Source organism: Agrobacterium sp. LMR679 (genome assembly GCF_027157905.1).
Classification (GTDB): Bacteria; Pseudomonadota; Alphaproteobacteria; order Rhizobiales; family Rhizobiaceae; genus Agrobacterium; species Agrobacterium leguminum.
This window is the reverse complement of sequence record NZ_JAPVOJ010000002.1, coordinates 72,027-83,830: the sequence shown is the minus strand read 5'-3', so window position 1 is coordinate 83,830 and position 11,804 is coordinate 72,027. Positions and strand designations below refer to the sequence as shown.

At 60.4% G+C, this 11,804-nt stretch carries 13 protein-coding genes; 1 reads left to right on the top strand and 12 read right to left on the bottom strand.

Annotated elements, in window-relative coordinates; genetic code table 11:
- Positions 1-12: 12 nt before the first annotated feature.
- Complete coding sequence (locus tag O3W47_RS11185) at positions 13-1,431, bottom strand: aminotransferase-like domain-containing protein (RefSeq protein WP_269313790.1); 1,419 nt, start codon at positions 1,429-1,431, stop codon at positions 13-15.
- Between the two features lie 93 nt (positions 1,432-1,524).
- Here O3W47_RS11185 and O3W47_RS11180 point away from each other — a divergent pair, with 93 nt between their 5' ends.
- Positions 1,525-1,830, top strand: a complete 306-nt coding sequence (locus O3W47_RS11180) for a DUF1127 domain-containing protein (RefSeq protein ID WP_080816742.1) — start codon at positions 1,525-1,527, stop codon at positions 1,828-1,830.
- Positions 1,831-1,963: 133 nt separating this feature from the next.
- Here the strand turns inward: O3W47_RS11180 and O3W47_RS11175 are convergent, their stop codons facing one another.
- The 11 genes from O3W47_RS11175 to O3W47_RS11125 all read right to left on the bottom strand — a co-directional run bounded on the left by O3W47_RS11175 (position 1,964) and on the right by O3W47_RS11125 (position 11,685).
- Entirely contained in the window at positions 1,964-2,368 is a 405-nt protein-coding gene (locus O3W47_RS11175) for a hypothetical protein (RefSeq protein ID WP_080818688.1), read from the bottom strand.
- A gap of 78 nt (positions 2,369-2,446) precedes the next feature.
- Positions 2,447-3,118 (bottom strand): phosphoribosylformylglycinamidine synthase subunit PurQ, encoded by a 672-nt coding sequence (gene purQ / locus O3W47_RS11170; protein WP_269313789.1) that lies wholly within the window; start codon positions 3,116-3,118, stop codon positions 2,447-2,449.
- A gap of 19 nt (positions 3,119-3,137) precedes the next feature.
- Positions 3,138-3,380 (bottom strand): phosphoribosylformylglycinamidine synthase subunit PurS, encoded by a 243-nt coding sequence (purS, locus tag O3W47_RS11165; protein ID WP_003507918.1) that lies wholly within the window; start codon positions 3,378-3,380, stop codon positions 3,138-3,140.
- Positions 3,381-3,436: 56 nt separating this feature from the next.
- Positions 3,437-4,201: a phosphoribosylaminoimidazolesuccinocarboxamide synthase gene (gene purC / locus O3W47_RS11160; protein WP_003520440.1), complete on the bottom strand. Its 765-nt coding sequence runs from the start codon at positions 4,199-4,201 to the stop codon at positions 3,437-3,439.
- Between the two features lie 203 nt (positions 4,202-4,404).
- Positions 4,405-4,968 (bottom strand): alpha/beta hydrolase, encoded by a 564-nt coding sequence (locus O3W47_RS11155; protein WP_080816746.1) that lies wholly within the window; start codon positions 4,966-4,968, stop codon positions 4,405-4,407.
- 81 nt (positions 4,969-5,049) lie between these two features.
- Complete coding sequence (gene purB, locus O3W47_RS11150) at positions 5,050-6,357, bottom strand: adenylosuccinate lyase (RefSeq protein ID WP_003520443.1); 1,308 nt, start codon at positions 6,355-6,357, stop codon at positions 5,050-5,052.
- Positions 6,358-6,447: 90 nt separating this feature from the next.
- Positions 6,448-6,945, bottom strand: a complete 498-nt coding sequence (locus O3W47_RS11145) for a hypothetical protein (protein WP_174022460.1) — start codon at positions 6,943-6,945, stop codon at positions 6,448-6,450.
- A 44-nt stretch (positions 6,946-6,989) separates the two neighbouring features.
- Complete coding sequence (gene rpe, locus O3W47_RS11140; protein WP_003520447.1) at positions 6,990-7,667, bottom strand: ribulose-phosphate 3-epimerase; 678 nt, start codon at positions 7,665-7,667, stop codon at positions 6,990-6,992.
- 132 nt (positions 7,668-7,799) lie between these two features.
- Positions 7,800-8,981 (bottom strand): ABC transporter substrate-binding protein, encoded by a 1,182-nt coding sequence (locus O3W47_RS11135; RefSeq protein WP_174022459.1) that lies wholly within the window; start codon positions 8,979-8,981, stop codon positions 7,800-7,802.
- A 773-nt stretch (positions 8,982-9,754) separates the two neighbouring features.
- A complete protein-coding gene (locus tag O3W47_RS11130) occupies positions 9,755-10,180 on the bottom strand; it encodes an NUDIX domain-containing protein (RefSeq protein ID WP_020810923.1) in 426 nt (141 codons plus the stop codon).
- Positions 10,181-10,188: 8 nt separating this feature from the next.
- Positions 10,189-11,685 (bottom strand): DEAD/DEAH box helicase, encoded by a 1,497-nt coding sequence (locus O3W47_RS11125; RefSeq protein ID WP_269313788.1) that lies wholly within the window; start codon positions 11,683-11,685, stop codon positions 10,189-10,191.
- Positions 11,686-11,804: the final 119 nt, after the last annotated feature.

Here is an 11,804-nt window from a genome sequence, read left to right as displayed (position 1 = left end):
TTGCGACCCGTATCACGCCACGCTTTCATAGCCGGCGGAGCCGTTATCCAGCAGGTGGCGGAGGATGCCGAAGGCATGGGTCAGCTCCTCGCGGGTGGAAGGCCCGGAAAAGCTGATGCGGACGCGGTGGAAAACCTTGTCCGTCCGTCCGGCCTTGAACTCGTCCTCGTCATCGATCAGCACGCCTTCCTTCATCGCTGCGTTGCGGAAGGTGCCGGAAAGCCATGGTTCGGGCAGTCTCAGCCACAGGAAGGCGATATCGGGCAGCGAATTGAAGTCCAGCCCGGCAAAGACGCGCCGGGCAATCGCCTCGCGCCCGTTCAGTTCGGCGATGCAATCCTTGCGGATATCGTGGGCGTCGCCGCTATTGACGAGGCGCGCATTCAGTTCGGCCAGCATGAAGGGCAGGCCGCCCGTCATCATCGAGTGGGAAATACGGATGCGCGAGGAATATTGCGCGGGACAGGCGACCCAGCCGCCGCGTACGCCGGCGGCGACGGATTTCGACAGGCCGCCGACGACGAAGGTAATGTCGGGCGCAAATTCGGCGATCAGCGGGATCGCATCGCGCGTCATCGCGCCATAAAGATTGTCCTCGACGATCCACACGCCGTAGCGGCGCGCGATATCGGCAATCGCGCGGCGGCGCTCTTCCGGCAGGGTGGCGCAGGTCGGGTTCTGGCCGGCCGACATCAGGAAGATCATCTTGGGATGCTGCTGGGCGCAGACGCGTTCGAAATCATCCGGGACAATACCGTTCTCATCCACCTCCACCAGCGTCACCCGCCGGCCGGCAAGGGCGGCGCTGCGGCTGATGTGGGAATAGGTGACGGGTTCGAAGACGATGCGGTCGCCCGGCGCGGTCATCGCGGACATCACGCTCATCACCGCCGCATGGGCGCCAAGCGTCGAAACGATGTTTTCCGGCTTCGGCGACCAGCCGTTCTGGGAAAGCCAGCGAACGCCGGCCATGCACCAGTTATCGGGAAACGAGCGGGCATAATTGGTAATGTCGTGGGGATGCTCTCTGGTCACTGCCTCGATGTGCCTGGCGATCAGCACGCTCTGGCCGACATCTGGCGCGGCGGTGGTGTTCAACCGGAATTCGGCGCTGGTGTCGACGGCGTGGCGCGTGCTGCCGAAGGCGGCCGCTGCCGGCTCCATGGGCAATGACGGGGCAGGGGTCTTGCGCTCATTGACATAGGTGCCGCGGCCGACCTCGCCGCTGACGAGGCCGCGCTCATGGATCAGCGCATAGGCCCGGCTGATTGTGCCGATTGTCACACCGAGATCGTAGGCAAGATTGCGCTGCGGCGGCAGTTTCGAGCCGGCCTGCAGGATGCCGTCGGAAATCGCGCCTTCGATACTGTCGGCGAGGCGCAGGTAAATCGGGCCATCGCCCTCGGTAATGTCGGGAAGCCAATTTGTCATGGTGACAATTTATGCATTGTATCTATCCCTAAGTCAATTGTATTTATTGTCTGCATTGAGTGAGGCCAAACGCACGGAGACAATAGGTGCAATATGCGCAAGATGGATCAATACCTTTCGACAGCGGATACACTCTATCCTGACGGCTACGAACGGGAACGCGTGTTCCGCGATGCCGGCGACATGGTCGCACCGGCGCCCTTTCCGGCCAGGATCGCCCACACGCTTATTGGTCGCCTGATTGCGGGCGTGTCCTCATGGCAGCGGAAACGTCAGGGACGTTTTGCCCTGCGGGAACTTTCGGACGATCTGCTGGATGATATCGGCGTTACGCGGGATGAAGCCTTGAAGGAGGCGGCAAAATCCCGGCTCTTTTCCTGGCCGCCGCGGCCGCTTTGATTTTTTGTCGGAGAGCGGCGCCTTCTTTCCCCGGCGCCAAGCAGCCATTCGGCAACCCGCCACGCCAATCCCAACCGGCGCTGGCGGGTTTTTTTATGGCCGCCGCGTTCTCACGGGGGCCAGTGTCTGTCGATCAGCAGCCCTTGCCGCCATTCGCCCAGCGCTTGACGTCGGTTGCGATGCGGCCGGAAAGGGCTTCGTTCATCACGGGGCCGAAAGCGTCGAGTTTCGCCGGGTTGCCTTCGGCCTGAACCACCAGCATGGGCCGCGATTCCGGGCTGTTGCGCGGCACAAGCAGGATGCGCGGACGGCCGGAGAAGGAGTTGAGTTCCGGCGCGAGACGATAGGCCTTGAACGCCGCGTCGCCCGATTTGAACCAGCAGGCATTCGCGCCAAGCGCAATCCGTTCCATGGTCGGCAGGGCCGCGCGGGAGACGGAGGAAGAAGGCTGCGGTTTCGGCTGGCAGGCGGCAAGCGCCGTCGCCGCGAGGATCAATGCGGCGGCCTTGTAGGCATTGTGTCGAAGAAGACGGGACATCAGGTCATCCAGAAGAGAAGCCGAAACGGTGCCGAAAGCCGGCATCAAAAAAGGCGGGCTCAAAGCCCGCCCGGTCTATCAGGCTGCGACGACGCCGAGCGCCGAAGCGAAGAGGCCGCGACCGTCATTGCCGCCATGGGCGGCTTCGATCAGGTTTTCCGGATGCGGCATCATGCCGAGGACATTGCCCCTGGCGTTGATGACGCCGGCGATGTCGTTCAGCGAACCGTTGGGGTTGGTGCCGTCGGCATAACGAAACACCACCTGACCATTGTCTTCCACGGACTTCAGCTCATCCGTATCGAGGAAATAGTTGCCGTCGTGGTGGGCGACGGGGCAGCGCAGAATCTGGCCCTTGTCATAAGCACGGGTGAATTCAGTGTCGTTGTTGGCGACTTCGAGCTTCACTTCACGGCAGACGAATTTCAGCGAGGCGTTGCGCATCAAAGCACCCGGCAGCATGCCCGCCTCGACCAGAATCTGGAAACCGTTACAGACGCCGAGAACCTTGACGCCCTTTTCGGCCTTTTCGCGAATGGCCTGCATGACCGGCATACGTGCGGCGATGGCGCCGCAACGCAGATAGTCACCATAGGAGAAGCCGCCCGGGATGACGATCAGGTCGACGTCGGGAATATCCGTTTCCGTCTGCCAGATGGTGACGGGCGCGCTTCCGGAGATTTTCGTCAGCGCCGCGATCATGTCGCGGTCGCGGTTGAGGCCGGGAAGTTGGACGACAGCGGATTTCATCGGAGCGGCTCCTGGGGCTTCAGAGGATGGCGATGGCGTAGTTTTCGATGACCGTATTGGCCAGAAGCTTTTCGCACATTGCCTTCAGGTCGGTCTCGGCCTTGGCCTTGTCGGCGCCTTCCAGCTCCAGGTCGAAGACCTTGCCCTGACGGACATGGCCGACGCCACCGAAACCGAGGCTGCCGAGCGCGCCTTCGATTGCCTTGCCCTGCGGATCGAGAACGCCGTTCTTCAGCGTAACAGTCACCCGTGCCTTGATCACCTGATCTTCTCCTGATTTTACCCTTGCGGTGTCGATATTATTTCACGAGGCCGATATTACTTCACGAGGACAGGGCCGGTGCCGCGGATCGGTTCGTTTTCATTGATGATGCCGAGACGGCGCGCGACTTCGGAATAAGCTTCGAGAAGCCCGCCCATGTCGCGGCGGAACAGGTCCTTGTCCATCTTTTTCTGGGTTTCGATGTCCCACAGGCGGCAGCTATCGGGCGAAATCTCGTCGGCGAGGATGATGCGCATCATGTCGCCTTCGAAAAGGCGGCCGCATTCGATCTTGAAATCGACGAGCTGGATGCCGACGCCGAGGAACAGGCCGGAGAGGAAGTCGTTGACGCGGATGGCGAGCGCCATGATGTCATCGAGCTCGGCGGGGTTGGCCCAGCCGAAAGCCGTGATGTGCTCTTCGGAGACCATCGGGTCTTCGAGCTCGTCCGACTTGTAATAGAACTCGATGATGGAGCGCGGCAGAACCACGCCTTCCTCGATGCCGAGGCGCTTCGACAACGAGCCGGCAGCGACATTGCGCACGACGACTTCGAGCGGGATCATCTCCACTTCCTTGATCAACTGCTCGCGCATGTTGAGGCGGCGGATGAAGTGCGTGGGAATGCCGATCTTGTTCAGATGCGTGAAGACGTATTCGCAGATACGGTTGTTCAGCACGCCCTTGCCGTCAATGACTTCATGCTTCTTCTTGTTGAAGGCGGTCGCATCGTCCTTGAAGAACTGGATAAGCGTGCCTGGCTCCGGACCCTCGTAGAGGATCTTGGCCTTGCCTTCGTAAATACGGCGGCGACGGTTCATAATTGCAGGTCTCTTGGTTGACGCCGATTCTGGTGGCGTTGCGTTTGGTCTTTGAAGCGGTCCCATAAAGGAAAAGAGTGCATTCTACAATGCGGCTCGCATATTTCCCTTCAATTCTTGTGACAGGCCGGCGAAACCGCTGCGCCCGGAAATTAAGCTTCCGGGGCTGATCGAAGGGGAGGCGGTCCGCCGGGCTGGTGCCGTCAGGGCTCGACAGCCTTCAGGCGGCTCAAAAACTGCGCGAAGACCATACCGCCTTCCGGCCACGGACCGTGGCCGGACTCGGTGTTGATATGGCCGGACATGCCGGCGTCGATCAAAAGCGAACCCCAGGCGGCGGCGATGTCATCGGCATGTTCATAGGAGCCGAAAGGATCGTTGCGGCTGGCGATGGTGATCGCCGGGAACGGCAGCGGATCGCGCGGGTAAGGCCCGAAGGTCATCAGGTGCTTCGGCCGGATATCGGGATTGGCGACATCGGGCGGCGCGACGAGCAGCGCGCCGGACACCTTCTTGCCGATTTCCGGCAGGGCATGGATGACGGTCGGCACACCGAGCGAATGGGCGACGAGGACGATAGGCCTGGTGGAGGCATTGACCTCTTCCACCAGCCGGGCGACCCAGTCTTCCTTCACGGGTTTGGACCATTCGGCCTGCTCGACGCGGCGTGCGGTGGAAAGCTTGCGCTCCCAGCGGCTCTGCCAGTGGTCGGGGCCGGAATTGGTATAACCGGGGACGATCAGGATATCTGCTTCTGAAACTTTCATGCGCCCATATCTGTGTTGCGATGCCGCCGCGATCAAGGTCGCGGCGGCATTAACTTCAAGGTCTCAAACTCAGCTCAAGTCTCAGGCGTTGCCGAAGACGCGGGTGAAGATCGTGTCGACATGCTTGGTATGGTAACCGAGGTCGAACTTTTCGCGGATCACCTCTTCGGGAAGGGCGGCGCGCACTTCCTCGTCGCCCAGCAGTTCCTCAAGGAAATCGGCGCCCTGTTCCCAGACCTTCATGGCGTTGCGCTGTACCAGACGGTAAGCGTCTTCACGCGATACGCCGGCCTGCGTCAGCGCCAGCAGAACGCGCTGCGAATGCACGAGGCCGCGGAACTTGTTCATGTTCTTCAGCATGTTGTCCGGATAGATCACCAGCTTCTCGATGACGCCGGCCAGACGGTTCAGCGCGAAATCGAGAGTGACAGTGGTGTCGGGGCCGATGGCGCGCTCGACGGAGGAGTGGCTGATATCGCGCTCGTGCCACAGAGCCACGTTTTCCATGGCCGGAACGACCGACATGCGCACCAGACGGGCAAGGCCGGTCAGGTTTTCGGTCAGAACCGGGTTGCGCTTGTGCGGCATGGCGGACGAGCCCTTCTGGCCCGGCGAGAAGAACTCTTCGGCTTCCAGAACCTCGGTGCGCTGCATGTGGCGGATTTCGATGGCGACGTTTTCGATCGACGAGGCGATGACGCCGAGGGTTGCGAAGAACATGGCGTGGCGGTCACGCGGGATGACCTGCGTGGAGACCGGCTCGGGGATGAGACCGAGCTTGGCACAGACATGTTCTTCGACGCGCGGGTCGATATTGGCGAAGGTGCCGACGGCGCCGGAGATTGCGCCCGTGGCGATTTCCGCACGGGCATTGACGAGGCGTTCGCGGTTGCGGTGCATCTCGGCATAGAAGCGGGCGAAGGTCAGGCCCATGGTGGTCGGCTCAGCGTGGATGCCGTGGCTGCGGCCGATGCGCACCGTATTCTTGTGTTCGAAGGCGCGGGTCTTCAGCGCGGTGAGCACCCGGTCCATATCGGCGAGCAGCAGATCGGCGGCGCGCACGAGCTGGATGTTGAGCGTGGTATCGAGCACGTCCGACGAGGTCATGCCCTGATGCACGAAACGGCTGTCGGGACCGACAAATTCGGCAAGATGGGTGAGGAAGGCGATAACGTCGTGCTTGGTGACGGCTTCGATTTCATCGATGCGGGCGACGTCGAAGGTGGCGCTGCCGCCCTTTTCCCAGATGGTCTGGGCAGCGGACTTCGGGATAACGCCGAGTTCGGCAAGTGCGTCACAGGCATATGCCTCGATCTCGAACCAGATGCGGAACTTTGTTTCCGGCGACCAGATGGCGACCATTTCCGGCCGGGAGTAACGAGGGATCATGGCAATGACTTTCTTTGTGGAGGAATTTTGCTGCCCGTTTAGCAAAGTGTTCCGGTAATCTCAATCTATCAAGCTACATGCCTCTGTTGCTCATTGCGCACGTCGGCAGAGGATTGCGCCCGCAGGCAGGAGCGGAACGATGGCAAAGGGAAAATATAAGCCAAGGCCGAGAATGCAGAACTGGTAAATCGCGCCGAGCGATGTGAAGAGCTGCTGGAAAAACCAGATGCGGGAGAATGCCGGCGCGTGCCATTGCGCATAGAAAATACGGTACTCGAAAGCGAACAATGTCGCTGCAACTGCCAGCGTAAAAAAAGCGATGGCAAGACAGGCCGCCGCAAAACGCAGCGGCAGGGCCGTGGAAGCAGGGAGGAAGTGCAGCGCCGCCATGGCCAGCAGCCAGCCGAAAAGACCGCCCGCAAAGAAAAGCATGATGATGTCGGCGGCATGGTCGGTTTCCAGCCGGTTCCTGACATAGAGGCCGATAGCGGCGGCGGCGCTGGAACAGACGGCCCAGACAAGCGCGCCGAGCAGCGGAAACAGCGCCGCCGAAGCCGTGTCACGGAAACCCCGCCTGTCGCTTTCCATGCCGATCCCCCCAACGCCTTGCCGTACCCCCTTCGGCGGCGGCGTTATGTCCGCGCGGCTTCCGCTGCGTGGCGCAGTTGCGCGACCGTCTTGCGGTAGTCGGCAACGCCGTCGCCCTTGAAGATGGCCGAGCCGGCCACCAGCGCATTCGCACCGGCGGCAACGATCGCGCCTGCGGTTTCCGCCGTCACGCCGCCATCCACTTCGAGTTCTATCGGCCGGTCGCCAATCATGGCCTTTGCCGCGCGGATCTTGTCCAGCATGGCCGGAATGAACTTCTGCCCGCCGAAACCGGGGTTGACGCTCATGATCAGGACGAGATCGACATCGTCAAGCACGTTTTCGATGACCGAAAGCGGTGTTGCGGGGTTGAGCGTCACGCCGGCTTTCCTGCCGAGCCCGCGGATCGTCTGCAGCGAGCGGTGCAGGTGCGGCCCGGCTTCGGCATGCACGGTGATGCTGTCACAGCCCGCCTTGGCGAAGGCTTCGAGGTACGGGTCGACGGGTGCGATCATCAGATGGCAGTCGAAGAAGGCCATGCTGTGCGGCCGCAGCGCCTTGATGACATCCGGCCCGAAGGAGATGTTGGGGACGAAATGGCCATCCATCACATCGAGATGAATCCAGTCCGCGCCCGCTTCCGTGACATCGGCGACTTCCTGTCCGAGCTTGGCGAAATCGGCAGCCAGAATGGACGGGGCTATGCGGATGGGCAGGGACATGGGGCAAACTCCTCTCGACGCGTTGCGTAAGCTGCCTTTAACACCAAGTATCGGGGTTTGAAACGGCTGCCCGCGCGGTTGCCGGCGGTTTTCAGCTGCGTTTCCTCGAATTTTCGGCGGCGCGGGTTTCGCCTATTGTCTTTCGGCCTTGTCCGCCGGTTCGAAGCGCTGGCCGTTCCATCGCTGCAGGCGATAGGGATTGTCCAAAAGGTCATGCGACGGGCTGAAGCCGAGGTCGCCGAGCACGGTTTTGAAAAGGGTGCCGCCCGCCAGTATCTCCGGCGCGGGTTTCGACTGTGCCTGCGTGGCTTCCGCAAGGGCGGCGGTGAGTTCCGCTGCCGCATAGGCCGGCAGGACGTAACCTTCCGGCTCGATACCGGCGCCGCGCAGTTCGCCGGCAACCGCCTGGGCCGATGGCAGGGTATCATAGGCCGGGCGGGTGACCGCCAGCACATTCGCGGCCAAAGGGACCGGATTGTTGGCCGCATTCATGGCGTCCCCGCCCATGACGGTGAGGGGAATGTTCTCCGACCCGGCATCTCTGGCGATGATGGCGACGTCGTTGCGCTCCGCGCCGACGAAGACATGAGAAATGCCGGTGCGCGCCAGCCGGCGCACCAGCGCCACCTGCTGTTCCTGGTTGGGACGCATCGTATCGGCAAGGGTGGGCTTCAGGCCGTTTTCCTCGAGCGACGAGCGGATGCGGTCGACCAGTTCGCGGCTGTAGATCGTGCCGTCATCCACAAGTCCGATGGAGTGTCCCTTCCAGTCGCGCAGGATGATCTCCGCGATCCTGTCCGATTCGGCCCTGTCGGACGGGGCGAGGCGAAAGAGCGGCCAGCCGTATTTCAGGGCGTCTTCCATCAGGATCGGCGCGCGGCTGGAAAGCGTGATGGCGGGAATGGCGGCCGCTTTCAGCGGCGGCAGAACATCCTGAAGCGTTTCGGTGCACAAGAAACCGATTGCGGCGCTGACCTTGGCGGCCACGAGGCCATCGGCAATGGCACCGCCGCTGCCATCTTCGCAGCTTTCATGGATTTCGACGACATCCAGCCCGAGCTTTGCCGCCGCCGCCTTCGCACCCTGCCGTACCTGCTGCCCCAGAAGTTCGTAAGGACCGCTCTGGGGCGCAACGATGCCAATCGATGCCGCGCTTGCTGAGCCCGCAAGGGCAAAACCGGCGATGATCGTTAGCAGGCGAAGTGAAAGCATGACGCGATAGAAATCCTGTTGTCCCGGCTTGATGTTTATCGGCAACAACCGGTTTTCCAAAGGAAAAATCGCCGATGTTCCATCATATTCGCATATCGCCATCCGCGGGACGGCGGATTTGCTCTGAAGTTGTCCGATTCGAGAGGGCGGGTCGTTGTCGCAGCTTGTAGTTGTTGCTGTTCGATATAATTGCGCACCATGTTTTTAATGAAGGATTATTTTTGCCGACGAGCAATTCGCTCCTGCGCCGGATGGGTGGAGAAGTATTTCACATCATTGTCGCGGCGGGCGTTACTTCATAAATCCATTACATGTGGCGCGTATAAGCACAGTTTAGAGAAAGCCGGTCTGCGATTCTGCTTTTTAAAGTGCAGCACAAAAAGATGCACATTTTATTTTCATATTTGTAATTTATTGATATATAAGGTAAATATATAAACCTTCACATCGTTCACCTCTTTTCCGCCATGTTTTTTTCGCATTTGCGAGAAGATTTGCTTGACGGAAAGTAAATGATTAGCTTAGATATAACTGTTTCAGGGGACGACTGAAATTGGCTGTAACAGGCCTCGGAAAGTGTTCCGATTATAAGCACTGCCAGACTATATTGCTTTTCATATTCTATTTTTTTCATTACGTATAAACCGCTTCGGGAAACTGGGGCGGTTTTTTACATGGAGCTAATTTAAGCAATTTAAAATTGAATTAGAAAAGTCCTGCGCAAAGACGTTCTTTCATTTTCGAACTTATAGAAAAGATATCGCGCGGAGGGGGCGAAGCCGGCTCCGACGTACAGATCAATATGACTGCCTGAAAATGCCCCGTTGACGGCCATTATCGCCCGCAAGCGAGTTCGACCGGTTGCCTGTGCGGCTTTATTTCAGGGCGGCCAGGGCGTCCCTGGCAAAGGCGGAGATGGGTTCGGGAAGCTTATCCGGATCGAACCAGCCGATGGCGGAAAGCTTGTCGGGTTCGGTCAGTGCCGGCTCACCCTGCGCATCGCGGGTGACGAAGATCAGCGAAACCCAGTGGTGGCGATCTTCCGTATCGATGAATTCGCTATGGCAGAGAAATTCCACGGTGCCGATCTTGAGCCCGGTTTCCTCTTCGGCCTCACGGCGTGCTGCGGCGAGGGAGGTTTCAAGGTGATCGACCTTGCCACCCGGAATGCTCCAGTATCCGGCTTCCGGCGCCTTCAGGCGCCGGCATAAAAGCACGCGGCCGTCACGCATGATGGCGAGGCCGACGCCGACACCCGGAAAATCGAGACCTGGCCTGGCGGTCGGCGTCATGCTGTCCATTCCCGCGGTCAGGCCTTGGCGTTGGCCACGATCAGCATGAAGGCGGGGATGTCGTCGCCGAAACCAACCGGTGTCGGGCCATCGTCATGGTCGCGATAATGGCGGCGGCGGTCGCGGTTGTCGTCATTGGCGTGCAGCGGATTGCGGCTGTTGCGGTCGGAATTGCGCGGGGTCTTTTCCTGCTTGCGTTCTGCTTTCACCTTGTCGTCTCCATGAGCCGCGATGTCCGTATCCGCAGCGGATTGTGCACCCTGATTGATGTTTTCGACCGGCGCTGCGTCGCGACGGTTGCGGTCGCGGCCCCTGCCGCCCCGTTCCTTGCCCCGGCGGCCGGAATTGCTTTCAAAGCTTTCCATCGGCGCGGGAAGGGTGGAGAGGTCACCGTTCTGCCACTCGATCTTTTCGCCGATCAGCTTTTCGATCGCGTCGAGATATTTGGTGTCGCTTTTGGTGACGATGGTGAAGGCCTTGCCCGAGCGGCCGGCACGACCGGTACGGCCGATGCGGTGGACATAGTCTTCCGAATGAATGGGAATGTCGAAGTTGAAGACGTGGCTGACATCGGGGATGTCCAGGCCGCGTGCGGCAACGTCGGAGGCGACGAGCAGCTTCAGATTGCCGTCCTTGAAGTTCTGCAGCATCGTGGTGCGCGAACGCTGGTCCATGTCGCCATGCAGCGCGCCGACGGAAAAACCGTGACGGTCGAGCGAGCGGAACAGGTCGGCCACATCCTTCTTGCGGTTGCAGAAGATGATGGCGTTCTTCAGTTCGGCTTCTTCGGCGCGGACGAGATCGCGCAGCACGGCGCGCTTTTCATAGTCCTTGTTGTGCGCGGCGACGATGCGCTGGGCAACGGTCTTTGCCGTGGAGGAGGGCTTGGCTACTTCGACGCGGACGGGGTTCTGCAGGAACCGGTCGGCCAGCTTCTGGATTTCCGGCGGCATGGTGGCCGAGAAGAACAGCGTCTGCCGCGTGAACGGGATCATCTTGGCGATGCGCTCGATATCGGGAATGAAGCCCATATCCAGCATACGGTCGGCTTCGTCGATGACGAGGATTTCCACGCCGGTCATCAAAAGCTTGCCGCGCTCGCAATGGTCGAGAAGGCGGCCGGGGGTGCAGATCAGCACATCGGCGCCGCGCTCAAGCTTGCGGTCCTGGTCTTCGAAGGAAACGCCGCCAATGAGCAGGGCGACGTTCAGCTTGTGATTCTTGCCGTATTTCTCGAAGTTCTCCGCCACCTGCGCTGCCAGCTCGCGGGTCGGCTCGAGGATCAGCGTGCGCGGCATTCTGGCGCGTGCGCGGCCCTTTTCGAGCAGGGTGAGCATCGGCAGAACGAAGGACGCGGTTTTGCCCGTGCCGGTCTGTGCGATACCGCAGATATCACGCTTTTCCAGCGCCGGCGGAATGGCGCCAGCCTGAATGGGTGTCGGCGTCGTGTAGCCGGCATCTGCAATAGCGGAAAGAACTTTTTGGCTCAGGCCAAGATCAGAGAATGTTGTCAAAGGAAGAACTTTTTCCGTTCTGGTTCGGTAAGAACACCTGCGTGCCGCGACGGCACTTGCAAAGACTTGGCGCGGGGATATGCCCAAATTGCCGGAAAGTCAAGGAAACAACGGGAAAA